Origin of the sequence: Nostoc linckia z4 (assembly GCF_002608075.1) — a bacterium.
GTDB classification, from domain to species: domain Bacteria; phylum Cyanobacteriota; class Cyanobacteriia; order Cyanobacteriales; family Nostocaceae; genus Nostoc; species Nostoc linckia.
This window is the reverse complement of record NZ_LAHA01000023.1, coordinates 210,158-233,715: the sequence shown is the minus strand read 5'-3', so window position 1 is coordinate 233,715 and position 23,558 is coordinate 210,158. Positions and strand designations below refer to the sequence as shown.

Here is a 23,558-nt window from a genome sequence, read left to right as displayed (position 1 = left end):
AAAAATCAAGGACTAAAGTCCTAACTACAAACTTATTTATCTCTCAGAACTAATGGGACAGACTACTAGCGATCGCCCTTTGTCAGTTGCGTAAGTTTTCATAACTTAAGAATTTGAGATACTCAAATTTTACAAATTGCCCTTCAAACTGCAAAACATGGGTTAAAAAAAGTATATTTTGTATATTAATATCAATAAAAGTCAAGCAATAAAATGTCTGAATATCTCAGTGGTAAACAGCCAACTACAGAGCAATTAAATCAATGGATTGAGTATTTCCATGCTAACGGATTTCTGGTGATTGAAAATGTGTTGACACCAGAACAATGTGAAGTACTAAAAAATGATTTAGATGAAATCCTCAAGCAAAGTGAAGGTAAAAATTATCAAAAATCCAAGAAAATAATGAAGCGAATGTTCGAGCATTCTCAGCAAAATTTAAATCTTTTTGCCTTAGAGCCAATGGTCACATTTGCAGAACATTTAATTGGTGGGGCAAATGGAACAGGCTACTTAATGCACGATGGAATTCCTAATGCTAATATAATTCATGTTATTCACAATAACTCATTTAAAATTCCCCCAGAAACTGACGGATTAGCTAAAAATGCATGGCATCAAGACGACACACCCCATGCACTTTCACTTGATGGCAAACCCTTAACTAACATTCGCTTGAATGTTCTTGCATTTACAGTGAATTACTACCTGACGGATGTATTAACCCAAGAAAATGGCCCCACCCAAGTCATTCCAGGATCTCATTTGTTTGGTAAGTTATGTGACGGCAATATTTCAGGATATGAAGACCAAATTTACAGCTGTTTAGGAGGAATGGGTTCTGCCGTTTGTTTTAACAATCAGGTATGGCATAGAGGCTCTAGAAACTCTTCCTCTATCACTCGCTACATTACGCAGATTACCTATGCCAAAAGACTGGTTGGACACAAATATGCACCCTTTATGAACTATCAAATGCCTAGTCACTGCTACGAACAAGCAGATCCAAAATTAAAGCAACTATTAGGATTTCTCCCCAACGGTGCGTATGGGTAGAAGGGAGTGAGGAGTGTTGAATGTTAAGTGTTGACTGTTAAGTGTTGACTGTTGACTGTTGACTGTTGACTATTGACTGGGGAGTTATTATTCTCCCCTACCCATTTTCCTTGTCTCCCTTGTCTCCCTTATCTCCCTTGTCTCCCCCACCTCCCCACCCCCTGTATATGAAAAGACTATTTCAGAGGATTTTCACTGAATACCGAGTAATTTGGGCTGTTTTGCTCTTGGCTATAGGACTGGTGGTGACGCTAGGGCTATCGCTTTCCCAAGGAGCAGTACCTTTGAGTTTGTCTGAGTTTTGGCAAGCGATTCTTCACCAAGGCGATCCGGCTAAACAGATAATTCTCTGGGATTTGCGTTTACCGCGCATTTGTGCGGCTCTGATTGTCGGTGCTGCTTTGGGGATGTCGGGAGCATTACTGCAAGGAATGTTACGCAATAGTCTTGCCGATCCTTTTATTCTGGGAATTTCTGCGGGTGCAGGGTTAATTGTAATTTTGATGATTGTGTGGCAAATATTTCCCATTGCCATCCCTCTAGCTGCTTGGATAGGTGCAATCTTGACTTCGGCCATCGTAATTTTACTCGGTCGTGCGGGGTCAGGAATTTCAGTGGAGCGATTGATTTTAGGGGGTGTGGCTATTAGTTCTTTGTTTGGTGCAGTGCAAAGCACCTTGCTGCTGTTAGCAGAAGACGGTCAAATTCAAATTGCTTTGAGTTGGTTAGTTGGTAGCCTGAATGGCCGGGGTTGGCAAGAAATTTCCACTGCTAGTCCTTACATCATCGTTGCATTAGTGGGGGGATGCTTGTTGGCGCGATCGGTGAACGTGTTGGCTTTGGGAGATGATTTAGCTGTGGGATTGGGAATTTCATTAACGCGATCGCGCCTCTTAATCGGTGGTGTTGCCACATTATTAGCCGCAGGTGCAGTCAGCATCAGCGGCTTAATTGGATTTGTCGGTCTTGTCGTCCCTCACGGCGTCCGCCTCCTCGTTGGCACAGACCACCGCTTTGTGTTGCCACTTTCCGCCCTTGCCGGTGCATGGTTACTCACCTTTGCAGATTTACTCTCTAGATTAGGAGCAGTAGAACTACCAGTAGGTTCCGTCACCGCCTTGCTGGGTTCACCCCTGTTTATCTGGTTACTTTATCGCCGTTCTGCTGGTTTTAATAAACTCTAATAAGCAGCTGGGCAAAATTAAATATAAAATGTCATTGCGTTCGCCCTTGGCGTTCCCAAAGGGTACGAAGTAAAGCAATCTCAGTCTTTGCGATTGATTCACTTTGTTCGCAATGACGAACTATCTTATATTTATTTAGATCCATCTATTTACAACCAACAGTTAACGTTTGATGTTGGATTTCACTTAGTAGCCTAAAAGAGGCTACGGTTTACACACAAGTCCCGTTAACCTACACCTTTGTTGCATCGACCTACACCTTTGATGCATCGACCTGCACCTTTGATGCATCGACCTGCACCTTTGATGCATCGACCTGCACCTTTGATGCATCGACCTACACCTTTGATGCATCGACCTGCACCTTTATTGCATCGACCTGCACCTTTATTGCATCGACCTGCACCTTTGATATTAAGTCTGGATAATCAGTTATTATTCAAAACTCTCTGGGTCTTTGCGTCAGCTCTCATGATAAGTCTTCAACTGGACAAATAAGCGATGAATTCAGGCAAAGCAGCGACGAATTAACTCTACCTGGAAGCTGTAGCCGTCGTCAACTTCCTCAATTAACTCACGTTGTAACAGCAATTTAAGTGTAATTTCAGCATCAGAAAACTGTTGTAATAAACTTTCGCGGTTGACTATAGCTCCTTCCCCTTGAGCAGCGATAAAACCTAGAATAGCTTGTCCAGTGGCATCTACTTGGTTATTTTGAATATCAGCGAAGAAAAAACCCCCACTTTGCAAAGCTTCTGGTATCGCTGCTTCCACATCGGCTAAGGTTGCAAATCGCCGAACAGAGGGGTCTTGTTCGTTTTTGAGGACAATAATTTCCGCGCAGAGTAGTTGTACTAAGAACGGGTGACAGCGCGTGAGTTGCAGTACTCGCTCAACGGCGTTGGGTTCATAGCGCAGCGTAAAATCTTTGACGGGACGTTCAATTAATTGTCGTGCTTCGGCTTCTTTGAGATAAGAGATATGCACAACTTGGACATTAATGAGATAACTAGCCCAGCGCTGATATTCTGCGATAGTATGGGAGCCAGCCAGTAACACCTTGAAGCGGGGACGATGTTGGATGAGGTGACGCAGCATTCCTAAAACATCCTGTTCATCAAAGCGACCTTTAGCAATGGCGTTGTCTAGCACCTCGAATTCATCTAATGCTAGTAAGGCGGTATTTTGTCCTAGAGACTGTTCTACTTTATCTAGCCATTCATAGAAATAACTGAAGGGGTCAGATTCTAGCACTTCGCGGGTTAGGGATGGTAGAGTTAAACCTTGCTTTTTTGCTGACTTCTCCATCTCTTTAGCGAGATTGTAGAGAAAACCTGCATCGTCACTAGCTGATGAAGGTGCCCCTTGCAAATCTATAAACATGGGGATGATGTTACTAGGTAGTAACTTTCCTATATTGTTGAGAAGAGAAGTTTTACCCATGCGTCGCTGACCGTATAGTAGCAGAGGTGGACGACGGCGGTCTAAAAGTAATTGCTCGATACGTGCGCCGATGTCATTACGCCCCGTGAAAATTTCTTGCTCTAGTGTGAGGGGTACGCCCATAATATAAGGCGAGTCAATTTCTTGGCGGAGTTCAGTAATTTTAGCCAGTTCATCTATATAGTTGGTGATTATCTCACCCCAACTTTTGATAATGGGACGGAAACGGACTGTGTATTTGTCGCTGCTACGAGTAAAATTCTGCAATTGTAGATTTAATTTATCTGCAATATCTCTGAGGAGTAAGCGCTGGTTATAAGCACTTGCTTGATTGATTGCAGCATCTACATCTTCGCTGAGCCGACTAAAGATTCGTAGCAAAGGGCTAACTTCATTCTCTGGTTCGATAGTTCCCAGACTATGATGAACTTCACAGATTGCTTCCACATCAGCACAGCCTTGTAAAATGGTTGCATATAGTTCAAGTTGTGCAGATTCAGCCGCCCAACGTTGGTAACTGTTTGTCAAGTAATTAATAGCAGCTTTTCCTTCGACTGGGTTACGCTTTAAAGCTAAGAGCAGATGTATGTCCAAGCCATATAAAGGTATAAATTGTAACTCGTCCCAAAATGCGGAATGCCAGCGCAATATAGTTTTATTGTCTTTACGCAGTTTATCCAGTAAGTAGAGCGAGATATTCCATAATGTCACCAATGGATAAAGTAGCACTGGTCGCCATAAATCAATAGTGACTCCCAAACTCAAAAATAGGATACTCTGAGGCACAAACAATACTGGCACACCCAAAATTACCCTTGAAATCACTGTTAATACTAAAAATAGTAATGCTGAAAAGGTTAGTCCAAAAAACCATGACCATGTGAAGCGTCCGAAAAAGGCGAAGGCGAATAATCTTATCAAAGCCATACTGACTCCACCTAGCAGTAAGTGTGGAGCCATAACTGATACTGGCACACCCCATCCTACAATCCACTCTAAGAGCAACGTCAAGCTTTGCTTCCCACGTAACACAATTAAAGTAAACCCTACACGCCACCATACAGTCCAAGCCACAGCCCACGCCGCCGAAATAGGAATGTTGTCTGCTGATTTTCCCAATTTCCACAGCACCAAAGCAAACGTTATATTTACCACCAAAGGAACGACTAGAAACCCCTGTATGCTCAATTCTGAAAGCAAGCGGCTTGTTCTATTAGAGTTGATATCTAGAGTGTAGAAAATACGGCTGAGTTGATTGCGCCATGCTATGGGACGGAATAGAAGCCAGAATAGCAGCTGAAAGCTACCCAGTATCAAATTTGGGTTGGGTTGGGGTGCATGAGTATAGGCATTACGTGTAACCCCAGTAGGTGTCATATCAATATTTTTTATTTCTCTACCTTTGTTACAGGATTTTTATGATTTCGGCTTTTATATCCTTATTTGGAAATAATTCTGTGCTTATTTAAACGAGCGATGTAATTAAGAAAACTAATAGTTTTAGATTGCTAGCTGATTTAAGTTGTAGATCTAGTTAACTTCTGGTTGATTTTTAGTTGACTTTTTTAGTGACTGTGCTATTTTTAATTCAGGTAAACAGTCAAAAGTGCCCAACTTACTCAGGGACGGGCACTTATGCTGCCTCTGAACCCTCTCCTTAAGGGCTGAGTCCAGAAGTCTAAAAACTTTTGAACGATAAGGAGAGTTCGATGTCTCGCTTTTACCGACTTTTAATTATCAGTATGCTAGTTTATGGTGTCATTTGCGGTGACATCAAATTAAACGACCCTGTTCTTATTCCAGTTGTTATCGAACTGATTAAGATTGAGGAGCAACCTAGCAAAAGCGATGAAGAATGAGTAACCTTGCCTAGCTTGGCTTAGCAATTGTTATGTCTGTATTTGACTAATCACTAGGCGAGGGACGACTCTCCTAGTTTTTTTGTGCAAACCCCAAGCATAATTAGGTTTACTAATCTACATCTTTATAATAAGGTTTTTTATGGCTGACTTACTAGTTGACTTGTAGTTGACTTGTAGATGTTAATATATACTGATTTATCCTAGTGCTTAACTAAATAAATCAGTAAATGGCTTTATTTGTCTTAAGCCTTCTTCTTGCCAATTATCATCATTCTCTGCTTCTTCTAAGTTAAATAATTTTTCTCTACATAGAATTTGTAACAATAGCGGCCAGCAGCAACTTTGTGTCAAAATCCACTCTATATCTTCATCAGTGAAGGGAATGGGCGAACTCGCTATTAATTCCCGTGCTTCTATCTCAGTCAATGCTCCTAGATATGCAGTGTAGCCAAAAATATTGAAAAAGGGTGAACTGTGCCCTGTGTTATGTGCTAGTTGTATTGGTGAATCAGGGGTAGCTAAGATAAATGCCAGATTTCCGCCTGTGTGATTAGTCGCCAAAGATCGCAAACTCTCCCAAAAACTATCATCTAATTCTGGACAACGTTGCAAGCCAACGCCAATTTCATCCAATAAAATTACTGTGGGAGAATGCAAATTATCGCTGACTACATCCATGAAACGATCTAAATCGCAAGGTGTTGGCACTTGCAGCTTCAGTGATTCTAGGATGTACTTGAGTAAGCCTTCTCGGCTTTGCATTCGTGCGTCTTGTAAGTCTACAAAAATCCAACGGTAATTTTCTGGATGCGGTAGCCAGTCAGATTTTTGCTCAGGACGCAACTGTTGTGCTGGGGTGGTGGTGATATTTTTGAGGTAGTGCAGCAGGGATGTTTTACCGCTGCGCTTTTTACCGATAATTACAGCATTTTGTAGGGGATGGCGTTTGAGTAAATTGAAGAAGCGTTTTAATTCTTTTTCGCGTCCAAAAAAATAACGCGGTTGGGTGATGGGTGCGCCTGTGATGAAGGGTGATGCTTCGCCGTTAGTTGGCTGAGGTTTAGGCGGTTGAGTTTCTGGTTCTTTGTATGCAATGTCTTGCCACTCAAAACTCAACTTATTGCTAAGTTCTATAAAATTCAGATAGTCAACAGGTTTGCCAGTGAGAAAGTTTTTGACTGTGGATAAAGAAAGTTCCATTTGATTAGCCAAGGACTGCTGGCTGGGATAGCCATTGCGCCCAAGTGCTGACCTAACTTTATTAATATACTCTGGGGCTACTCGCAGCGATCGCGCCATTACTCCTAATGAAAAACTACCTAAATATTCTAACTCTTTTGAGATACTTAAACTCAACTACAAAGCAGCTATAACTCAACTATTTATCAATACATAGTTAATATCGCTCTTTAGCCAGATGCTTATCTAGCTTACCAAAATTGCTTAGCAGTATATCCATCAAACTAACCAAGAGTGTTAGAGCTAATTTGTCAACTCAAGTAAAGTACTTGTCTAGTAACGGTTTCAGTAATTTAAGTCAATACAGCATTTATTCGCTGAAACTCAGACCTAGTAGTGAGTTGAGTACCTTAAGATTTTCTTTACGAATCAGCTCTTAGGCATTTAAAATTTGGAGAGCAACGCAGATACAAGATTGGTAAATAAGCTGAAATTGACAGTAATGATAACTGTTTTAGATCTGATTATGAGGAGTGGAAATTAGTAAGGAGTTAGCAATAAATAACTCCTACTCCTTACTCGTAACTTTTAACTCCTAACTTTTCACACCGTACAACTCAATTCGCCTGCTTTTTGGCTAAAGCGGCGATTCTCCCGATAGTCTACAGGACAATCTATGACTGCGGGTACGTCTTGAGCGAGGGCTTCTTTGAGTGTGGGAATTAAATCTAAAGCTGATTCAACTCGGTAGCCTTTTAAACCCATACTTTCGGCTAATTTGACAAAATCAGGATTGCCAAAATGTACAAAAGATGAGTTTCCTTTGCCAAATTGATTTTCTTGTTTCCACTCAATTAATCCATAGCCACCGTCATTAAAAATAATAGTGACAAAGGGCGTACCGACACGCAAGGCGGTTTCTAATTCTTGGCAGTTCATCATGAAGCCACCATCGCCGGTGACGGCAACAATTTTGCGGTTGGGATGCACGAGTTTTGCTGCTAATGCACCAGGAATCGCAATACCCATTGCAGCAAAGCCATTGGAAATAATACAAGTATTGGGGCTATGGCAGTGATAATGACGCGCCATCCACATTTTATGTGCGCCAACATCAGAGATGACGATATCATCTGGCCCCATAACTTGCCGTAAGTCATAAATTAACTTTTGCGGTTTAATGGGAAATCCGTCATCATGGGCGTACTGTTCGTAATCGGCACGAATATCTGCTCGTAAACTAATAGCAAAGGGATCGGGTTTTCCTTGTCGGTCTGCTAATTTTAAGATTTCATAGAGGGAATCAGAAATGTCTCCCACAACTTCAGCATCAGGAATATAACTGCTATCAATTTCTGCTGGATTTAACCCTATATGCACAACTGGAATTTTGCCGTCACGGTTCCATTTTTTAGGCGAAAATTCTATCAAATCATAGCCGATCGCTATTACTAAATCTGTATTATCAAATCCACATGTAATGAAATCTCTTTGTTGTAATCCCACTGACCACAATGCTAATTGATGTGTGTAGGGAATCACGCCTTTACCCATGAAGGTATTAGCCACAGGTATATTCAGTAAGGTAGCAAATTGCGTTACGGCATCACTAGCTCTAGCGCGAATTGCTCCATTTCCTACCAAAATTAATGGGTTAACTGCTTGAGAAATTGCGGCGGCGGCTGCTCGAATGCTAGCAAAAGAAGCATAGGTTTTTTCGCTATTATCCTTACGTAAAGGTTTGCCTTCCACGGGCATGGCAGCAATATTTTCTGGTAAATCGATGTGGACTGCACCAGGTTTTTCCGATTGCGATCGCTTAAATGCTTTTCGCACTACTTCTGGTGTAATACTCGGCCTGACAATTTGCTTATTCCATTTAGTTACAGGTGCAAACATCGCCACCAAATCTAAATATTGATGGGATTCAATGTGCATTCTATCTGTTCCCACTTGACCGGTAATCGCCACTAAAGGCGCACCATCGAGGTTGGCATCTGCTACGCCAGTCATCAAGTTTGTAGCCCCAGGGCCGAGTGTCGAAAGACACACTCCGGCTTTTCCCGTTAGCCGTCCGTAGACATCGGCCATGAATGCCGCACCTTGTTCGTGACGAGTGGTAATAAATTGAATCGAAGAATGTTTAAGTGCTTCTAAAACGTGCAGATTTTCTTCACCTGGAAGTCCAAAAACGTATTGTACTCCTTCATTTTCTAGGCACTGCACCAAGAGTTCTGCTGTATTCATTATTATTTCCTGACTAGCGACAATAAATATTGGGCATTGGGCATTGGGCATTGGGCATTGGGCATTGGGCATTGGGCATTGGGCATTGGGCATTGGGCATTGGTTATGGGTTATTTCTTCTTGTCCGCCTTGTCCGCCACTTCCCCATTTACTATTCCCTATTCCGCATTTACTATGTCTTATGTCCTTGCCCTATTGCTTATGCCCCATGCCCCATGCCCCATGCCCAAACCGTAATCACTTCACCCACACGGTTTTAACATTGACAAATTCATGTATACCTTGGATACTCAATTCTCTGCCATATCCAGAACGCTTAATACCACCAAAGGGCAATCGGGGATCGGATTTGACCATACCGTTGATAAATACGCTACCGGCTTGGATTTCTTCAATCAAGCGATGGCGTTCTTGGTCGTCGGTTGTCCAAGCGCTTGCACCCAAACCAAAGGGGGTATCATTAGCGAGTTTTATGGCAGCATCGATATCTGGAACCCGAAATAGCATGGCTACTGGGCCGAAGAATTCTTCTTTGGCAATTGGTGTGTCGGGCGGAATATCTATGATAATGGTTGGCGGATAAAAGTTTCCTGGACGATCTGATAATGGATGTCCACCGATGAGGATTTTCCCGCCGCTTTTGGTGGCGGTTTGCACTTGCTGGTGTAAATCCTGGACAATGCCAGGAGTTGCTAGTGGCCCGATATCGGTGTCTGGTTGCATGGGATCGCCCACTTTCAGCGCCTCGAATTTATCTAACAACAATTTTTCAAATTTGTCAGCGATCGCTTCTGCGACTATAAAACGTTTGGCTGCAATACATGATTGCCCGTTATTCAACATCCGCGCTGTAGTAGCTGTGACAACTGCTGCTTCTAAATCAGCGCTTGCTAACACTATAAACGGGTCGCTTCCTCCCAATTCCAAAACGGTTTTTTTAATTTGTTTGCCGGCGGCGATGGCGAGGGATATGCCTGCTGGTTCGCTTCCTGTTAAGGTGGCGGCTTTGATTCGGTCATCTGCCATTAAGTCGGCGACTTTAGCAGCCCCAATCAATAAAGTTTGAAATACACCTTCTGGAAAACCCGCCCGGTGAATAATTTCTTCAATTGCCAAGGCGCACTGCGGCACGTTGGAAGCATGTTTGAGTAAACCGACATTTCCCGCCATGAGGGCGGGGGCGGCAAAGCGGAAAACTTGCCAGAAGGGGAAATTCCACGGCATGACTGCTAGAATTGCCCCTAAAGGTTGATAGCGAACAAAACTATGGCTAGCATCGGTTTTGACAGGAACATCAGCCAAAAAACCAGGGGCGTGTTCGGCGTAGTAACGACAGACAGTGGCACATTTTTCCACTTCACCGATGGCAGCTTTCAAAGGTTTACCCATTTCTAGAGTCATCAACTTGGCAAATTCCGCTTTGTCTTGCTCTAAAATATCGGCAGCTTTTTCTAACCAGTGCGATCGCTTTTGAAAACTAGTCTGGCGATAGCTTTCAAAAGCCCGATTCGCCAAATCGAGTTTAGCGTCAATTTCTACATCATTGAGTGGCTCAAAGGTTTGAATAGTTTCCCCAGTGGCGGGATTAATCGTGGCGATCGCCATTACCTGACCTCCCGTTAACAAATAGCTCGACTGTTGGCTTCCTAGTGTTACACAGATCTCTTCTAGAAGCCACCACCAAAATTCTAGTCTTTTACTCAAGAAGTGGTTGTTAGATATTACAGTTTCGCAATTAAAATTGAAGTAATATATACAATTTATTCGTGTATTTATACTTAAAGCTCAGTCTGAGGAATTTCTTGTCGAGAATTTTTATGCACCTTGAAAGGGCTACCCATCGCTACACCTGATGTTTGATACAAGCATCGTCATAGACATCGCTCAAATTACAGAATTCAAGGTGCGGCGCTTGGCAACAAGACACCCTACATATACATCTTAAGTTGAGTAGTCTTTTAGTTAACAAGTAGCTACTAGTCTGCCAAAGTCTTTTTGACAGGTGGGGGAAAGGGTAAGGGGAAAAGGGTAAAGGCTTTAAACCCTTCCCCTTTTACCTTTTCCCTTTCCCCAATCTAAACCTGTCAATATTTGCGTGGTGAACTACTACTTAGTGTTGTAATTTCACAACTATTTTTGAAATAAAATATATCAATCAAGAAAAAGTCAGAATTTAATTCAGAATTTGAGGAGTTAAGCCATGACTCAAGGCTTACCCAAACTAGTTACATTCGATGAATTCGTTGCTAAATATCCAGATAACACAGGAAAACGTTACGAACTATATGATGGAGTAGTTGTTGAAATACCGCAACCAACAGGTGACCATGAAGAGATTGTTGTATTTTTATCTACAAAAGTTACTTTAGAATATAGTCGCCTTAATTTGCCCTGTGGTATACCAAAAACAGTATTAGTTAAACCAATTGAGAACGAATCAGCTTATTCGCCAGATGTGCTAGTTTTAAATCTTGCTAATTTAGTTAACGAACCTCTGTGGAAAAAACAATCAACTGTTACTCAAGCCGCATCAATTTCTCTAGTAATTGAGGTAGTCAGTAGTAATTGGCGTGATGATTATCTAAAAAAATACGCTGACTATGAGGAGATGGGAATTCCTGAATATTGGATTGTTGATTATGCAGCTTTGGGCGGTAGAGAATTTATTGGCAATCCTAAACAACCTACTATTTCTGTTTGCTGTTTAGAAGAAGGCGAGTATCGCATTAGTAAATTTCGAGGCAATGACCGCATCCAATCGCCAACTTTTCCAGAGTTGAATTTGACCGCAGAGGAAATTTTGCGCGCTGGTACGCTTGCTAATCACTGATGATTAAAATCTCTTGGTGTCCCCGTGTCATACCAATTATACTTCTTGCAAAAGTGTTTTTTGTACTCTTCTGGGAAAAGGGAATCATGTTAATGGTTCGACAAGCTCACCAACCGGAGAAAGGGAAAATAGCAAACCTTTCCCCCTTTCCCCTGCCCCTTATCCCCAGAGGGGGCCCCCCCTTCCTCTTTTCCCAACTTTTGCAAGAAGTCTAATGACTAATGACTAATAATTGTTGATACTGGCTGCAATTTTGTTTGATAAACTTTGACTAATCTATCGATACCTTTGAAACGATAATCTCCCATTTCTTGGAAATCTGAAGGTTGTGAAAGCATTGCATAAGTAGCCTCACTAATCACGCATTCACTCGGAGGACAAACTCCTTCCATACGGGCTGCAAGATTAATTGTTGCGCCTAATGCTGTGTAGTCTACCCTCTGAGAACTACCAACATCTCCAACCACGGCTTTACCACTATTAATTGCAATGCGTAATTGTAGGGGTTCTTGCCAAAAATTATTGGCATTGAGATGTTTGAGACGAGTGAGCATTCCCTTAGCAGCAGCCACGGCGCGATCGGCGTGATCTAATTGGGTTTCTGGAGCGCCAAAAAATGCCATAATACAATCGCCAATATATTTATCTAAAGTGCCGCCATAAGTAAATATTTCTTTGAGCATTTCTTCAAATAAATTATTTAATAATTGGGCGATCGCAGTTGGTGTTAATCTTTCAGAAATTGCTGTAAAACCTACTAAATCCGCAAATAAAATACTAATTTCGCTCTCCGATGGCGCTAAACGTCCATCTGGAGACGCGCCTACAGATATTAACTGATGTACCACTGCGGGAGAATGATACCGTTCTAGTCGGTGACGAATCACTTCTTCAGTTTTAAGTTTCTCTACCAGTAGCCAACGTTGGACGCTGGAAGCCACAAGATTTGCTAAGGCTGAAAAAAAGCTCAGTTCTTCCTCGCCTTCATTTGCCCAATGGTAAGAAGAAAGATTAGCATCGGCATAAAGAACGCCCACAACTTTATTTTCATCCCATAAAGGCACTGCCATTGCACTGCGAATGCCTTTGACTAAAATACTCTGTTCGCTGGCAAAGCGTTCGTCCTGATGAGTATCACCGGTTTGAATGACGACTTTCTCGTCAAATACCTTTTGGCAGATGCTACGACTAATCCAACTCCCATCGGCAGGCAAATGTTTTTGTTGAGAAATATTTCTGGTGGCAGCATTCACTAATTCTAAGTGCCCGCAACCATTAACATCAATTAATAATGCTAAGCGATCGATACTATCAAGGTAACGAAATACAACTTGTTGCACCTGGGAAAAAATCTCTTCTATGGACGCCGCCGCACAGAGATTTTTGGCGATGTCAACTAAGTCTTTAAGACGGGCAATGGTTTTATCTTTATTGCTGATGTTACCATCTTTACCCTCAGCTGCAATCCATTGCTGCTGTAGTTGCTCGACGTTGTGAAGGATTGTTCTTTGTTCGTTAGTTTCCGAAGTAGCCGCATATTCTGGCTTCAATGTCGATTCTGAAACCGGATTTGTCAGCAGCACTACCAAGCTAACGTTACCCAGCCAAACCACATCGCCGTGATGTAACTCTTGGGGAGACTGTACAAGATATTTATTTACTTGCGTGCCGTTTTTGCTGCCCAGATCTTCAATAGTCCACACACCTCCAGCCGTTTTTGAAATCCTGGCGTGGTTGCGGGATACCCCAGCAAAAGGTAAGTACAAGTTACATTCTGGCAAACGACCAATTGTAAATACATCTTGGTCAATTGCGATGGTTGTCTCGGTATCTCCCTCTTGTAGGCGTAGGGTGAGTTCAGTCATGAGTGTGATAAATCCATTGAAGCTATAGGTGCAGGCAAGTCTTGGGTAAGTTATACCCTACAGGTTAACTCCTCACCTTTTCTTTATGACACTGTTAATTGCATTCCGACAACTGCGTGTATTTGATATTACAGTAAATTAAATGCAAGCAGCCTAGCTGTAAATTAGCGTCAACGTCAGCAAAAATCCACTTAAAATCAGGTTAAAGCATGTTTTTAGCTGTTCATCAACAGGCGATCGCCACTTAATCCGTGTCAGAAATTTTGAATTTCCTTAGAACTATTCATCATAACTTGATAAATTCTTCATAAACCAGAATAAAAGTTAGTGCGTATACTATTGTTATTTAATTACAAAGAAACAGGGATTTGAAAGCTTTTTTGCAGCCAAATCTCTGTTTTGGATATTCTTAGTAATTTTTCAAACAACCTCAAGGTAATGCCTTGAAAACTCGCAATATCAGTAATATTTAGTAGTAAAAGTAAGAAAAGTAGGATTTTTTGTCAAATTAATTTACTCTGCTGTTCAGAAGTTGTATGTTTATATAATAATCTGCTTTGATTTTTGAACGAAATTAAATATTTGTAGGATGCGTTACAAAAAACACTAACATTCATCAATTAAATTCTTTGTTAGAGCAAATTTTAGAAGTTTTTGCTAACTTAGCAATTCTAATTCAATTGTTAACAATATCCCTGTTAACTGTTGACTGTCAACCGTTAACAGTCAACAAAACAACCGCTTAAAATTCATTGTTAGAGATTTTATAAAATACAAATAATGTGGTTAAGTACGAGAATAATTCAATCTTTTAATAATTACGAATATAAAGAGTACACAAACAGTCTTGGTTTGCCTGGTAGTTATGAAATTCGGAGTATCGATCCTTGGTGTAATCCACACTTTAGTTATTCGCACAATTTTTATGTAGATTCATTAGGGGAAGTATGGGACTTGCTCGATTGGCTGCCAATTCCCATATTGAATCAGCAATATTATCTATTATTTGCAGATGCTAGCAAACACCAAATTCCAGAAGATCATCCGAGATTAAAGTTGTTAGGATACGATTTATTGGATATAGAAGGCAAATCATCTTTGTGGAACTATCGACCTTGGACAGGAGTATTAAAGCCCTTAATTCAAAAGGTGAATCGATATGGATTATTAACTTGGTCAGATGCTATAACTGCTCAAACTATTCTTCCCCAAGCTTGGCAAAATCATCCTCGTTCTATTGTTAAGATTTGCGCTTTGTTTGAAGTTGTACCTTTAACAGACTCTCAAAAATTGCAGAAGAATCCAGAACTAAAAATTCAACACAGGAGTAGAAAACGCCTCCGTAACCTAATTACGAATTAGTCAGTAGAACGGTGTAAATAATTAAAGGTTTGTAGTAAGGACTTTAGTCCTCTCATCAGGACTGTACGCCGAGCATTCCCGTAGGTTAGTCCTGACTACGAACTATTTAAGTCAAGTTTTTTACATTACTTCACATATTTTGATTTTTTCAAGCCGTTCTACTTAATTACGAATTACGAATTCTTAATTGGGTGGTATTTCTAAACCAGTTTCCTTTAATGCTTGTTATCTGGGCTTTTGAAGCTTAAGTATAGCTATTGCTACTCAATTGCTACTCAACTTAAGTGTTTTTATTGGGATTCTTGATAGTATTCAGTGGTGAACACGCTACTCAGTCGCTACTCAGTTTGTCCTGATTCTCAACCCATTCCCGAAATAGCCTCAATTCATCCCAGGTTCGCGATCGCGTATTAAGCTGCTTCCCCTTAGAATGCTGATTTGGGTGGCGGTTGCCCTGGCGCATTTTGATGTAGTCGGCGATCGCGCTTTCGACTATATCCGCTCTATTGCCATGTAACACGGCTTTCCCAGCATCAATCTCTCTAGCGCAGCGCATCACTTCATCCGCGATCGCCTCTGGTACGCGAATCAATTTCGTCTTTCCACTTCGCCAAGTACTACCGCCTTCCCAGGTTGTTGAAGTTCTGCCGCCCTTACTCATGCAAAATCTCTCTATTGCCGTGTAACACGGCATTGTAGCCCAAAGATTAAAATTTAAAAACCCTGCGTTTGCTGGAACGGCGAACGCAGGGTGACAATTGACAATTTGAAGTAATCTAAACAGCCATCTGCCCGCACGCGATTTTATAAAGGTGGTGGCTGTCGGCTCTAAAATAACACGGCAAGAGTAAATTGCTAGAGTGAATCCCCAGTGGCTAAAACTTGTCGTCTCGGATTTGGAACCCAGAATTTTTATTCAAGAATCCAACAATCTGCTTAACCCAGTTTGCCAGTCGATCGAATTTGTGCTTGATGAGTGATTCCAGCCCATTGAGCCGATAATCTACAAAGAGTTTTTTCTCTTTGTATTCGATTAGATGCATATCTAATTTCTTCTCTGCCCTATAAAGCCTGTCCACAAAGTTGTCTTTAAGATTATCGACCGCCAATAGCAACTTATTTTCTACTCTGTCAATTTTGCTATTAATATTGGCTTCAATTTGGGCTAATCGATAAATAGCTCCTACTACTGTTAGTAGCCCAATAATAATAGTGAGAGCGTTATTAATATCAATTTTCATTGTTAGACTTAAATACCGAGCGATGTTTTTATAGCTTGCACATCATCTTCTAATGTTGTTGAATCTATTCCTTCGTATTGGTAAATAGCAATAGTGGCGCTGATAAACCATTTAGGAACTTGGATGGAAACAAAATAATCAATACTCAAATCATTGAGAATTATTAAATTGAACTTACCTAGAAATAACTGTTCAGGGTCACCAACAAAACTTGCACCTAGCCCAGTTGTTAAGCTGCGGCGCAAATACCCTGCATACTTCCAAATCTTGCCAACAGGAATAGCAGTATTGACAGACACAGCAATAATAGGCTTATCAAACACCACAGGTACAATTATTTCTGTTATCTTTTCATAAATTGGATTCCCTGAAGAATCATTTAAATAACGTACAGCAGGAATAGAAATACTATATTGTAAAACCCAATTACTCTCTATCCCTAGCTGTAAATTTCTGCTCACTTAAACTCCTCGATACATCATTAACTCGACATGATCAAAAAACTCGCCCACATGTTCTAACGGGTTTTTTACGCCATGCAATTGCAGCTTGTCGCAGTAATCAGCTAGCGAAATTCGATTTTCTAGCCATTCTCTGGCTGCTTTGTTACAGCCGATCATCCCAGCGAATTCTTCATCGCTGGCATCAATATCAATTTCCACAGCCAGTAAATCAATGTCATCATCAGGAGTCCACAAGAATCCTTCTCTTTGGGCGATTGGGCTATACACTAGATTCCTTCTGGAGTAAATTTGTAGGTTTGTTTGACCGTGGAGGTACTAGCAGCCTTCCAAGCATTTGCACCATTAGTTTTGGTTTTGATATCTGCCACAGCCGTGTCAAAATCATCTGTCATCGTCTTGCCACCAAAAGGCATCGACACCGTGTCTGTCGATGGCTTTTTGTAACTAGCCCCAGTGATCCGGGATTCTCTAGCAACAAAATTTTCTTTTTTGGTGAAGCTGAGTTTGGCAAACTTGTATCTGGGGTTCGTAAGAATTACAGGGGTAGTCCCAGTGGCAGTAGCAAAAAATTGCCCAGCTAATGCAGTACGGAGTGCGTTCGCTACGTCAGCGCCAACCGCAGTCCCCTGGGTCTGGTTTAGGATTTTCGACGATTCTATATACGTAACAATTGTCCCAGTGGCATTGAAAGGAATGATAAAACCAGGCGTCAGGACTGGTTTTGCTCTACCAGTAGAAATGCCGGGGATTGCATCATACAAAGCTTTCTTTTGTGCTGGGGTCTTGTCTTGCCAAGCTTTGTAAGCATCGTATCTAGCCTTTTGGCTTTCATACCTTCGCAACGCTCTAAAGCCCATATTGAATACCTACCTACTGAGATTATTTTTAACAATATAGGCTGATTTTTATCGTTATTCTTTGTGGCGAAACCTAATAGGTTTCATACGAATTTCCCTGATAGGTTTCACAGCCACTCTATTAAAGACTGGTTTCTAAGGGTGGTGTCAATCAGAAATACGGGGGGTATAAGATTTCCCAGTGAGATGTAGGCATATCTGAACCTCAGCACAGCTACAGGACGGTATCGCCTATTGTTGCGCTGCTTTCCCAAAACAGTTGTCTTTCCAGCCGTTGCGGTCGTGGTACTGGCTTTGTCCGGGTCATTGAGGACAATATGGCTATCGCCTTTGTAAGGTACATCAATGGCATTGCAAATTTTTGAATATATGTTCACCGCGTCAGTCTTGGAATTGACCAAAAGGTAATTTCCTTTAGCAAAACCATTGTCTGGGTCGGTGTAGCTTGCTGACTTGTTTCCAGACGTGTAGGTGATTCCTCTTTTATTATCTAAAAATAAAGTTTTAATTTCCTGAGCAATTCCTATCATGTCAGTTTTGGTGATAGCAGGTTTAGCACCTTCACTGGAGCAAGAAAATTTCATCAGCCTGCAACTTTTTTCATGTTCAAGCAGTGGTTCGTCGGCTGGTTGTGCAGCGCCATCTTGTGAGAAATGCAAAAACAACTGGGGATGACCAGCAACAGGGGGGGCGCTATCGAATTTACTGCCATAAACAACTGCGAGATTTTTACGGCTATAGCCTATGATGTCGTAAAAAAGATTTGCACGCATCCAAGATGCGTACATATTGTCATTGTCTAAAGCTCGACAAGCCAGCTTTAAAGATGGTCTTGGCCCAGATAAATCGCCATTGCCAAGAACATCCTTGAAATATCTATCAACCCGGCGATTGTGTTCTTGATTCCAAGTTTTTTGGAGATGCTCAATATTATCAAAACCTTCTGGCAGTGACATTAATTAATCCTCCCCGTCAAATAAATCTGAAAAGTCAAAGTTGACAGGTTGAGAATCAGCTTTACTCGCTTGCTCTTTGGCTTTTAATTCATCGGGTTCTGGAGTAGGTGTAGCTTTGTTTTCAGGTTTATTATCTTCCTTGATCGCTTTGACAAAATCTGTTGAGGCTGTAGTCAGTTCGGTAGTAGCGTTTACTATATCTAAAGGTGCTTGTGTGACCATTTGAATGGTAGAAGCACCATTTTGTAATTTTTCTAGAAACCCAGTGACTCTATTAAATTTAGGCTGTGGGTTCATCCAGCCATAAGCACTTTCAAGAATGATGCCACCTTTCCTCAAGGCATTACCAATTTTCCCCGTGTTTGATGCTATCATCTCAGATGCTTGTAGGATAGTTTGGGATAGATTTAAGAAGCTATTCAAAACGTTGTTAGTAGCTTGGTAAATCCGATTCGCTTTGCTCCAAGCCTCTGAAATGACAGTATAGTTTTCAGCGCCTACTATTCCTTTAACTAGATTTTCGATCGTGGAGTTGATAATATTCCCAATATCGTAAGGTTGGTCATTGTCATCTTTTAGTCCTATCAACGTTAGTACATTTGTGAAAGCACCAAGTAGGGTTTGTCCAATATCATTGCTAAGCATTAAATGATTTTGAACTGTTGCCGTAAACGTTAAAACATTCAAAGCTCTATCAAGTTGCAACCATTGAGTAAACCGTGTTAACTTGCCCCCAATACCACCAGGAAGCTGATTCCCCAATCTTTGTAAAATTGTCTGTTGACCCATTAATAAAGCTGCGTTTGCACCAGTATTAGCAATATCAAGAGCATTGATTCTGTTATTGGTATTTTGGTTGATATTGCCTACGCTTTCGTCTAAAGCTCTCCTCATACACCCGCCGGACTGGGTGGTTCTACACGTACCTGTAGCCGCTGCTTGTTCAATTTGTGGGATTGTTGGGATATCCGGTCTAATTGCTGCTGCTGCTAATGCCGGAATAAAGGGTAGTTTATCAAGTATTTGGTCTAGCTTTGGTAGAGCTTGCTCATTCACTTTTGCTTGTTCCTTTAACTTCGTGTCAATTTTTGTGATGTCTGCTTTACTACCTTGAATTTCTTTCTGTGCAGCAACAACTTCTGACTTTACTGAAGATAAATCAGATTTATTTTTAGCGATAAATTCCTCATACAACTGCTCAGAAGATTTTGTACTTTGCTGCTTGAAATCTTCAAAATATTTATCAAACTCTTGGGATAGTTTTGAGAGTTTCAAGTCTACACCACCCAGTGTTCTCCTGTTATCCTCAATCAGCGCTTGATAGCGTTCTTCACCGGATAGCTTATTTAGACGTTCAAAGTCAGCTAGTTTTTGATCGAATTCCTTGGAAAGATTGGATTGACTTAAGTCACGTATTTTTAAATCCTTAGTGTTTTGCGCGACAACCTCATTGAACTTTGCATCTAATTGCTGTTGCATTGTGCCCAGGTTTTTAGCGGCACTGGTTTTAATTTCATTGAGTGCCTGACTTGCTGTACTGTTAGCACTAGATATTCCTTGAGCAAGATTTCCAACGCTACTAATGGCAGTGCTTCCAAGCTGCATTGCTGCATTTATTTGTGTAGTCAATCCAGAAATGACTGCTTTTAAGCCATTAACCTCTGCTTTAGCAGCAGCGACAGCGTTTGCTGTAATGGATGCGGTATCTGTTGGGGTAGCTGGCTTAATTGCTGACAACTGCGATCGCGCTGCTGCCAAATCTGATTGCAGTTTTGAGATTGTGCTATTAACAGACTTCTGGAAAGCCTCTGATGCAGTGTTATTAAACCTTGATATTTGAGCGTTGATAGACTGAATTTTTGCATCAAAACTAATACGCTGTTCGTTGATTTTGGCTTCAACAGTTAATTTGTTTTGGCGAAATTCATATAAGGTATCATTCGCTAGTTTTCTAGCTGATTCAGCCAATCCAGTAACTATTCTTCTGCCTTCTCTGGTTTCATAAAGGGCATCGTTAGCCTGTTTTTTGGCAGCAGTTACTTGCTGTCCTATCGTCTCAGTCTGTTTATTTAGTTTGGCAAAATCTTTAGCATTTGCATCTAATTCCCGGTCGAACTTATCAATCTTTGATTGGATTTGTTTTAATTTCAGACCATTTTGAACTGCTATCTGATTCGTTTTTGTAAGGTCATTACTAATAGCATCAAGGTTATCAAATGTCCTGTCACTAATAAATTCTTGAAACTTCAGCAGTGCTACTGTTCCAATTGCCGCCAAAATTCCAAGAATACCCCCAATCCTTGCTGCTTTATCAAATTGGTCGCTGCCAGGTAATTTTCTGAATAAAATATCTTGTACCTTTTTTAGATTGTCAGAGAGTTTCTTTGTTGCATCAGCGGTTTCCTTCGCTTTGGTAGCAGCCTGTGTAGTCTTCTTGATAGCTTTGAGTTCATCAAGTAGTCCCTTCTGTTCGTTCAGAGCGTTTGTGAGTTTTGAGAGATTCCTGAAGTCTTTTGAACTAAACTGAGTCAATCCCTTTGTTGCATTAGGAATATTCCAGTTCCCCTTAATGCTGGTACTAAAAGTGCGAACATATTTACCTGCGTGCGTAAGATTATCTTTTAAAACGGCTGTGCTTGGTGTGCTTGGAATACTCACTTACCGCCACCTCCAAATACGCTAGTGACAGCAGTGACAGCTTTTAAGACCACGGTTCCCATCTTTTCTAACAGGATTAAAGCTGGCTCCAAGAGATTATTTATGTCCTTAATTAGTTTTCCRATTGCATCCAAATCCTTATGTAATGCATTGATATAGGATTCAATACGGCTAACACGCTTTTCTAAGTTACTGTTACTGTTATTGTTCTTGTTTTCGCAGCAATCATTTTGTTTGCGTTCCAAATTATCCAATCTTTTATTCAGGCGATTAATAGCAGCATTCAAAGCCGCTAAACCATCATCAATATCCTTGCAAACTTCTGCCATTTAGCCCCTCACTTTAGAAGCTATATTTTTAATGCGATTACCCACCTCTTTACAAGGTACGCAACAGTAACCAGGGTATTTATTGTGAGTGCATTTATGGCTGCCTTCGGGACAACCATCACATCCAACTTTCACCGTGATATCGCTGCATGGTTCATCATGCTCACTTTGATGAATTTCCGAATTACTTCCTCCAGAAATTGATACTTTACAAACGGTTTTAGTACAATTGCAGCCTCCCGTGGAACTAGGAGCAGATACTTGAACAGCATCTACAATTTCCAACTTCCTAGTATAGGTATCGCCAGCGAAAGAACCCGACCAGTAAGAATAATCGACGCCATTTTGACGTACTCCGTCTGCAATTAGCCATGCTCCATTTCGCTGAAGAGAAGGGTCTGATTGATAATGCGCTTCTCTCGCGCAGACGAAATGCTCAAAAGTGTCAACGCCGTTAGATGCTGCTGAGAATCGATAGCATTTTTTAAGCGGATCGAGTACTTCTGTTGGATCTTTCTTGACGCAAAGTGGAGTAGTACTACTATCAACTTCAAGTTTTTTGTAGGGGTTGCTTTTTACTTGAATTTCCACTATTGCCATGTTCCCTGCTTCGCATTTTTGTTCGCCGTCACATTGAAAAGTCATACAAGAGTTAATGAAGGGTAATTATTTTTGATTGTGCTAATAATATCTAAGTGTTCTGTGGAGGTTTTACTGTAATAAGTAGGATAGACTAATAGTGCTGCGATATCCCCAGTAAAAGCCATGTCGTTTGTTCCGATGCGGAACCGATCACCAGCAAAATAACCAACGCTAACGACTCCTTTAGATAAGTTGTCTAGCAATACTTCATAAGTGGTGCTACTTGCGTGAATAGACACTAAATGATGTCCTGAACTTGGCATTGAAGCAGGGTAATCTTCTCGTCTAGCGCTCAAAAAAGTTCCAATGTAACCATTACTGTTATTAGCAAACCGCCAATAATCGTTAATGTTATTTCTAGTACGGATAAGGTTATAGTGTGTATTGGCATTAAGGGTAAAGACACAATACAGTGTTGCTGCTGTTGTTCCAGATAAAAATGGAGATATTTGCAATTCTTGATTCATGCTACCCGCCCACCGTAAAACTTGCCTGTTGTCAATTCCTGCAACCACGGCTGGAGCAGAAGTAACAGCAGTTGCATTATTGCCATTTCCACTTTTATCAAGCAGGCTACCACCTTCAAGCCAAAGCTTCATTCCAGCCCGGTAAGGTGCAAGATAAGTTACAAGATTATTATCAATCTCAATCCATCCAGTTGAACTATCAAGATAAATCAATTTTGTTGATTTATAAGCTGATTGGATATAAGGGTTGCTGAGTGTTGTAAATCCTTTAAATTTCTCGCCTGAGAAATCAAGATAAACTTTGTAGGTATTGCTAATGCAAGTGATATCAATTATCCCAACTTCACCCGATTGAATCGCTGGAATAACAACAGTAATATTGCCGCTGCGATTATCGACAATCAGCGTGTCAATCTTGCTTACAGTGGCATTAGAGTTAACGAGTCTTGCTTGATTAGCACTAGTAATAGTTGAGACGGGGATGCTTCGTGYTGTTTCTGTTGCAGAATTCCATCCCAGTAATAAATCATTACTAGCAAGCGTTTCTAATGCAGGGAAAWTATTAATTTTCACGCGTGTATGAATGAATAATTATCTCGCTTCGTATTCTGTCTGTAGTTCCTTCAGGAATATAAAACCCCCACCGAAGAATTTCTAATAGTTCCCAAAGGTTTCTATTGTCGTATTCAATGGGAAAATTATTTTCGTCTGTAATCGGGATATTATTCTCATCCGTGATTACACCTTGAAAATTCTCAAGCGCTTTTAAAAGAACTGCTACTACTAATTGTTCAGCCCGATTATTTGTATGTGGCGTTAGCCCTACTGCTACTAAATCATTCTTTTTGATTATTAATTCAGTAGCAGTTTGAGTAGCATTAACACCAAATAATTGTTGTAGTGTTAATGTCTGCAT

General features: G+C 41.0%; 22 protein-coding genes. 6 read left to right on the top strand and 16 right to left on the bottom strand.

Features of this window, described 5'->3' with window-relative positions; translation table 11 throughout:
• Positions 1–213: 213 nt before the first annotated feature.
• The 3 genes from VF06_RS19475 to VF06_RS39335 all read left to right on the top strand — a co-directional run bounded on the left by VF06_RS19475 (position 214) and on the right by VF06_RS39335 (position 2,738).
• Positions 214–1,056 (top strand): phytanoyl-CoA dioxygenase family protein, encoded by an 843-nt coding sequence (locus VF06_RS19475; RefSeq protein ID WP_099070736.1) that lies wholly within the window; start codon positions 214–216, stop codon positions 1,054–1,056.
• A 167-nt stretch (positions 1,057–1,223) separates the two neighbouring features.
• On the top strand, positions 1,224–2,240 hold the full coding sequence (locus VF06_RS19470; RefSeq protein WP_099070735.1) for a FecCD family ABC transporter permease: 1,017 nt from the start codon (positions 1,224–1,226) through the stop codon (positions 2,238–2,240).
• Positions 2,241–2,480: 240 nt separating this feature from the next.
• A complete protein-coding gene (locus VF06_RS39335; RefSeq protein ID WP_143861800.1) occupies positions 2,481–2,738 on the top strand; it encodes a hypothetical protein in 258 nt (85 codons plus the stop codon).
• 9 nt (positions 2,739–2,747) lie between these two features.
• Here the strand turns inward: VF06_RS39335 and VF06_RS19465 are convergent, their stop codons facing one another.
• The gene (locus tag VF06_RS19465) at positions 2,748–5,060 is read right to left on the bottom strand and encodes an AAA family ATPase (RefSeq protein ID WP_099070734.1); all 2,313 of its coding nucleotides are present in this window, start codon (positions 5,058–5,060) and stop codon (positions 2,748–2,750) included.
• 332 nt (positions 5,061–5,392) lie between these two features.
• On the opposite strand from VF06_RS19465, the gene VF06_RS41010 reads away from it, so the two are divergent.
• A complete protein-coding gene (locus tag VF06_RS41010) occupies positions 5,393–5,542 on the top strand; it encodes a hypothetical protein (protein ID WP_180267510.1) in 150 nt (49 codons plus the stop codon).
• Positions 5,543–5,752: 210 nt separating this feature from the next.
• On the opposite strand, the gene VF06_RS19460 is transcribed toward VF06_RS41010, so the two are convergent.
• The 3 genes from VF06_RS19460 to VF06_RS19445 all read right to left on the bottom strand — a co-directional run bounded on the left by VF06_RS19460 (position 5,753) and on the right by VF06_RS19445 (position 10,576).
• Complete coding sequence (locus tag VF06_RS19460) at positions 5,753–6,901, bottom strand: ATP-binding protein (RefSeq protein WP_244918205.1); 1,149 nt, start codon at positions 6,899–6,901, stop codon at positions 5,753–5,755.
• A 426-nt stretch (positions 6,902–7,327) separates the two neighbouring features.
• The gene (locus VF06_RS19455; RefSeq protein WP_099070732.1) at positions 7,328–8,971 is read right to left on the bottom strand and encodes an acetolactate synthase large subunit; all 1,644 of its coding nucleotides are present in this window, start codon (positions 8,969–8,971) and stop codon (positions 7,328–7,330) included.
• Positions 8,972–9,208: 237 nt separating this feature from the next.
• Positions 9,209–10,576, bottom strand: a complete 1,368-nt coding sequence (locus VF06_RS19445; RefSeq protein ID WP_099070730.1) for an NAD-dependent succinate-semialdehyde dehydrogenase — start codon at positions 10,574–10,576, stop codon at positions 9,209–9,211.
• Positions 10,577–11,171: 595 nt separating this feature from the next.
• Between VF06_RS19445 and VF06_RS19440 the strand changes: the two genes are divergently transcribed.
• Positions 11,172–11,801, top strand: a complete 630-nt coding sequence (locus tag VF06_RS19440) for a Uma2 family endonuclease (RefSeq protein WP_099070729.1) — start codon at positions 11,172–11,174, stop codon at positions 11,799–11,801.
• Positions 11,802–12,019: 218 nt separating this feature from the next.
• Here the strand turns inward: VF06_RS19440 and VF06_RS19430 are convergent, their stop codons facing one another.
• Positions 12,020–13,666 (bottom strand): adenylate/guanylate cyclase domain-containing protein, encoded by a 1,647-nt coding sequence (locus VF06_RS19430; RefSeq protein ID WP_099070727.1) that lies wholly within the window; start codon positions 13,664–13,666, stop codon positions 12,020–12,022.
• A 780-nt stretch (positions 13,667–14,446) separates the two neighbouring features.
• Between VF06_RS19430 and VF06_RS19425 the strand changes: the two genes are divergently transcribed.
• A complete protein-coding gene (locus tag VF06_RS19425; protein WP_099070726.1) occupies positions 14,447–15,028 on the top strand; it encodes a hypothetical protein in 582 nt (193 codons plus the stop codon).
• Positions 15,029–15,359: 331 nt separating this feature from the next.
• Here the strand turns inward: VF06_RS19425 and VF06_RS19420 are convergent, their stop codons facing one another.
• From VF06_RS19420 to VF06_RS19370, 11 genes are all read right to left on the bottom strand, one after another.
• A complete protein-coding gene (locus tag VF06_RS19420; protein ID WP_099070725.1) occupies positions 15,360–15,689 on the bottom strand; it encodes a hypothetical protein in 330 nt (109 codons plus the stop codon).
• Between the two features lie 214 nt (positions 15,690–15,903).
• Complete coding sequence (locus tag VF06_RS19415; RefSeq protein ID WP_099070724.1) at positions 15,904–16,269, bottom strand: hypothetical protein; 366 nt, start codon at positions 16,267–16,269, stop codon at positions 15,904–15,906.
• Between the two features lie 8 nt (positions 16,270–16,277).
• Positions 16,278–16,730 carry a hypothetical protein gene (locus VF06_RS19410; protein ID WP_099070723.1) on the bottom strand — a complete coding sequence of 151 codons (453 nt, stop codon included), beginning with the start codon at positions 16,728–16,730 and terminating at the stop codon, positions 16,278–16,280.
• On the bottom strand, positions 16,731–17,000 hold the full coding sequence (locus VF06_RS19405; RefSeq protein WP_099070722.1) for a hypothetical protein: 270 nt from the start codon (positions 16,998–17,000) through the stop codon (positions 16,731–16,733). It abuts the gene before it with no gap.
• A complete protein-coding gene (locus tag VF06_RS19400; protein WP_099070721.1) occupies positions 17,000–17,590 on the bottom strand; it encodes a hypothetical protein in 591 nt (196 codons plus the stop codon). The genes VF06_RS19405 and VF06_RS19400 overlap by 1 nt, the downstream gene beginning before the upstream one ends.
• Before the next feature lie 107 nt (positions 17,591–17,697).
• The gene (locus VF06_RS19395; protein ID WP_099070720.1) at positions 17,698–18,546 is read right to left on the bottom strand and encodes a hypothetical protein; all 849 of its coding nucleotides are present in this window, start codon (positions 18,544–18,546) and stop codon (positions 17,698–17,700) included.
• 3 nt (positions 18,547–18,549) lie between these two features.
• Complete coding sequence (locus VF06_RS19390) at positions 18,550–21,204, bottom strand: coiled-coil domain-containing protein (protein ID WP_099070719.1); 2,655 nt, start codon at positions 21,202–21,204, stop codon at positions 18,550–18,552.
• Positions 21,201–21,533, bottom strand: coding sequence for a hypothetical protein (locus tag VF06_RS19385; RefSeq protein ID WP_099070718.1), 333 nt, complete (start codon positions 21,531–21,533; stop codon positions 21,201–21,203). Before VF06_RS19385 ends, VF06_RS19390 begins: the two co-directional genes overlap by 4 nt.
• Complete coding sequence (locus VF06_RS19380; RefSeq protein ID WP_099070717.1) at positions 21,534–22,178, bottom strand: hypothetical protein; 645 nt, start codon at positions 22,176–22,178, stop codon at positions 21,534–21,536. It abuts the gene before it with no gap.
• A complete protein-coding gene (locus tag VF06_RS19375) occupies positions 22,175–23,215 on the bottom strand; it encodes a hypothetical protein (protein ID WP_099070716.1) in 1,041 nt (346 codons plus the stop codon). The genes VF06_RS19380 and VF06_RS19375 overlap by 4 nt, the downstream gene beginning before the upstream one ends.
• Positions 23,205–23,558, bottom strand: a complete 354-nt coding sequence (locus VF06_RS19370) for a hypothetical protein (RefSeq protein WP_099070715.1) — start codon at positions 23,556–23,558, stop codon at positions 23,205–23,207. Before VF06_RS19370 ends, VF06_RS19375 begins: the two co-directional genes overlap by 11 nt.

Coding starts and splice junctions, on each gene's coding strand:
- VF06_RS19445 (WP_099070730.1), bottom strand. CDS start 10,576: ATGGCGATCGCCACGATTAATCCCGCCACTGGGGAAACTATTCAAACC.
- VF06_RS19430 (WP_099070727.1), bottom strand. CDS start 13,666: ATGACTGAACTCACCCTACGCCTACAAGAGGGAGATACCGAGACAACC.
- VF06_RS19400 (WP_099070721.1), bottom strand. CDS start 17,590: ATGGGCTTTAGAGCGTTGCGAAGGTATGAAAGCCAAAAGGCTAGATAC.
- VF06_RS19370 (WP_099070715.1), bottom strand. CDS start 23,558: ATGCAGACATTAACACTACAACAATTATTTGGTGTTAATGCTACTCAA.
- VF06_RS19395 (WP_099070720.1), bottom strand. CDS start 18,546: ATGTCACTGCCAGAAGGTTTTGATAATATTGAGCATCTCCAAAAAACT.
- VF06_RS19455 (WP_099070732.1), bottom strand. CDS start 8,971: ATGAATACAGCAGAACTCTTGGTGCAGTGCCTAGAAAATGAAGGAGTA.
- VF06_RS19415 (WP_099070724.1), bottom strand. CDS start 16,269: ATGAAAATTGATATTAATAACGCTCTCACTATTATTATTGGGCTACTA.
- VF06_RS19420 (WP_099070725.1), bottom strand. CDS start 15,689: ATGAGTAAGGGCGGCAGAACTTCAACAACCTGGGAAGGCGGTAGTACT.
- VF06_RS19475 (WP_099070736.1), top strand. CDS start 214: ATGTCTGAATATCTCAGTGGTAAACAGCCAACTACAGAGCAATTAAAT.
- VF06_RS19470 (WP_099070735.1), top strand. CDS start 1,224: ATGAAAAGACTATTTCAGAGGATTTTCACTGAATACCGAGTAATTTGG.
- VF06_RS19440 (WP_099070729.1), top strand. CDS start 11,172: ATGACTCAAGGCTTACCCAAACTAGTTACATTCGATGAATTCGTTGCT.
- VF06_RS19465 (WP_099070734.1), bottom strand. CDS start 5,060: ATGACACCTACTGGGGTTACACGTAATGCCTATACTCATGCACCCCAA.
- VF06_RS19380 (WP_099070717.1), bottom strand. CDS start 22,178: ATGACTTTTCAATGTGACGGCGAACAAAAATGCGAAGCAGGGAACATG.
- VF06_RS41010 (WP_180267510.1), top strand. CDS start 5,393: ATGTCTCGCTTTTACCGACTTTTAATTATCAGTATGCTAGTTTATGGT.
- VF06_RS19425 (WP_099070726.1), top strand. CDS start 14,447: ATGTGGTTAAGTACGAGAATAATTCAATCTTTTAATAATTACGAATAT.